The sequence below is a fragment of the Amycolatopsis sp. NPDC006125 genome (genome assembly GCF_040614195.1).
GTDB classification, from domain to species: domain Bacteria; phylum Actinomycetota; class Actinomycetes; order Mycobacteriales; family Pseudonocardiaceae; genus Amycolatopsis_E; species Amycolatopsis_E tucumanensis.
Genome location: NZ_JBEXTZ010000199.1, coordinates 1 through 3,394, shown reverse-complemented (window position 1 = coordinate 3,394; position 3,394 = coordinate 1). Strand labels below are relative to the sequence as shown.

At 56.4% G+C, this 3,394-nt stretch carries 2 rRNA genes; both read left to right on the top strand.

Annotated features, from left to right (window positions below):
- The first annotated feature begins 86 nt into the window (after positions 1-86).
- Positions 87-3,201 (top strand): 23S ribosomal RNA (locus ABZ193_RS43135).
- A 76-nt stretch (positions 3,202-3,277) separates the two neighbouring features.
- A 5S ribosomal RNA gene (gene rrf, locus ABZ193_RS43130) occupies positions 3,278-3,394 on the top strand.

Sequence of the window (3,394 nt, the reverse complement as noted above, 5' to 3'; positions counted from 1 at the left end):
TTACGCTGTTGGGTCCTGAGGCAACACGGTGTGTTGTTTCTGGGTGTGGTGTTTGAGAATTGCAGAGTGGATGCGAGCATCTTTGTGGTCAAGTTGTTAAGGGCACATGGTGGATGTCTTGGCATCAGGAGCCGATGAAGGACGTGGGAGGCTGCGATAAGCCTCGGGGAGCTGTCAACCGAGCTGTGATCCGAGGGTGTCCGAATGGGGAAACCCAGCACCTGTTATGAGGTGTTACCCGTACCTGAATATATAGGGTATGTGGAGGGAACGCGGGGAAGTGAAACATCTCAGTACCCGTAGGAAGAGAAAACACTAGTGATTCCGTGAGTAGTGGCGAGCGAAAGCGGAGGAGGCTAAACCGTGCGCATGTGATACCTGTCAGGGGTTGTGTGTGCGGGGTTGTGGGACCCATCTTCCAGAATCTGACAGTTCTGGCATTGTGCTGCATGGCTAGTGGAACCGCCTGGGATGGTGGACCGGAGTGGGTGAGAGTCCCGTACGCGAAAGCTGTGTTGGTGTGGTGTGGTGGTGTTCCCGAGTAGCAGCGAGCTCGTGGAATTTGCTGTGAATCTGCCGGGACCACTCGGTAAGCCTAAATACTTCCTGGTGACCGATAGCGGACGAGTACCGTGAGGGAAAGATGAAAAGTACCCCGGGAGGGGAGTGAAAGAGTACCTGAAACCGTGTGCCTACAAGCCGTCAGGGCCATCTTCGGATGGTGATGGCGTGCCTTTTGAAGAATGAGCCTGCGAGTTAGTGCTGCGTGGCGAGGTTAACCCGTGTGGGGTAGCCGTAGCGAAAGCGAGTCTGAATAGGGCGTGTGAGTCGCGTGGTCTAGACCCGAAGCGGAGTGATCTACCCATGGCCAGGCTGAAGCGAGGGTAAGACCTCGTGGAGGGCCGAACCCACCAGGGTTGAAAACCTGGGGGATGAGTTGTGGGTAGGGGTGAAAGGCCAATCAAACTCCGTGATAGCTGGTTCTCCCCGAAATGCATTTAGGTGCAGCGTCGCATGTTTCGTGGTGGGGGTAGAGCTACTGGATGGCCTAGGGGCCTTACCGGGTTACCGAAGTCAACCAAACTCCGAATACCATCACGTGAGAGTGCGGCAGTGAGACGGCGGGGGATAAGCTTCGTCGTCGAGAGGGAAACAGCCCAGAACACCGGCTAAGGCCCCTAAGTGTGTGCTTAGTGGGAAAGGATGTGGGGTCGCTTAGACAACCAGGAGGTTGGCTTAGAAGCAGCCACCCTTGAAAGAGTGCGTAATAGCTCACTGGTCAAGTGGTCCTGCGCCGATAATGTAGCGGGGCTCAAGTACACCGCCGAAGCCGTGTCAATAACACAATACATCCGCTTGGTTCTTCGGGAACCTTGTGTAGTGGTGTTGTTGGGTAGGGGAGCGTCCTGCATCCAGAGAAGCGGCCGTGGAAGCGAGTCGTGGAGGGTGTGGGAGTGAGAATGCAGGCATGAGTAGCGAATGCAGAGTGAGAAACTCTGCCGCCGGATGACCAAGGGTTCCTGGGTCAAGTTAATCTGCCCAGGGTAAGTCGGGACCTAAGGCGAGGCCGACAGGCGTAGTCGATGGACAACGGGTTGATATTCCCGTACCCGCGTATGTTCGCCCATGACGAGGCTGGTGATACTAACCACCCGAGCTGCCGGCGGCCTTCGGGCCAATGGTGGTGAGCGTGGAGCCTGAGCCAGTAGTAGTCAAGCGATGGGGTGACGCAGGAAGGTAGCTCCGCCAGTGAGTGGTTGTACTGGTGTAAGCGTGTAGCCCGGGACATAGGCAAATCCGTGTCCCATATAGGGTGAGACGTGATGCGTAGCCGTTGAGGCGAAGTAGGGTGATCCTCTGCTGCCGAGAAAAGCCTCTAGCGAGAACATGTGCGGCCCGTACCCCAAACCGACACAGGTGGTCAGGTAGAGAATACTAAGGCGGTCGGGTGAACTGTGGTTAAGGAACTCGGCAAAATGCCCCCGTAACTTCGGGAGAAGGGGGGCCAAAGCACTTGAAGCCCTTCGCGGGCTAGGGTGAGTTGGCCGCAGAGACCAGCGGAAAGCGACTGTTTACTAAAAACACAGGTCCATGCGAAGTCGTAAGACGAGGTATATGGACTGACGCCTGCCCGGTGCTGGAACGTTAAGAGGACCGGTTAGCTCCTTTGGGGCGAAGCTGAGAATTTAAGCGCCAGTAAACGGCGGTGGTAACTATAACCATCCTAAGGTAGCGAAATTCCTTGTCGGGTAAGTTCCGACCTGCACGAATGGCGTAACGACTTTCCGGCTGTCTCAACCACAGGCCCGGTGAAATTGCACTACGAGTAAAGATGCTCGTTACGCGCGGCAGGACGGAAAGACCCCGGGACCTTTACTATAGCTTGGTATTGGTTTTCGGTTCGGCTTGTGTAGGATAGGTGGGAGACTGTGAAGCGGGGACGCTAGTTCTCGTGGAGTCGTTGTTGAAATACCACTCTGGTCGGATTGGGAATCTAACCTAGGGCCCTGATCGGGTTCAGGGACAGTGCCTGGTGGGTAGTTTAACTGGGGCGGTTGCCTCCTAAAAGGTAACGGAGGCGCCCAAAGGTTCCCTCAGCCTGGTTGGCAATCAGGTGTTGAGTGTAAGTGCACAAGGGAGCTTGACTGTGAGACTGACGGGTCGAGCAGGTGCGAAAGCAGGGACTAGTGATCCGGCATCTCCTGGTGGAAGGGATGTCGCTCAACGGATAAAAGGTACCCCGGGGATAACAGGCTGATCTTGCCCAAGAGTCCATATCGACGGCATGGTTTGGCACCTCGATGTCGGCTCGTCGCATCCTGGGGCCGGAGTAGGTCCCAAGGGTTGGGCTGTTCGCCCATTAAAGCGGCACGCGAGCTGGGTTTAGAACGTCGTGAGACAGTTCGGTCCCTATCCGCCGCGCGCGTAGGAGACTTGAGGAAGGCTGTCCCTAGTACGAGAGGACCGGGACGGACGAACCTCTGGTATGCCAGTTGTCACGCCAGTGGCATGGCTGGTTAGCTACGTTCGGAAGGGATAACCGCTGAAGGCATCTAAGCGGGAAGCCTGTTCCTAGATGAGGTCTCCCACCCCTTTGTGGGTTAAGGCCCCCAAGAGACGATTGGGTTGATAGGCCAGACATGGACGCACAGTAATGTGTTTTTGAGTGGACTGGTACTAATAGGCCGAGGACTTGCCCACAAAGCTGCTACGCATCCGCTCTGCAACTCTGAAACACCACACCAGACGAAACATCTCTGGTGTTGTTTCGGAGAGTTTCGGTGGTCATGGCGGCAGGGAAACGCCCGGTCCCATTCCGAACCCGGAAGCTAAGCCTGCCAGCGCCGATGGTACTGCACCCCCGCGGGTGTGGGAGAGTAGGACACCGCCGAAC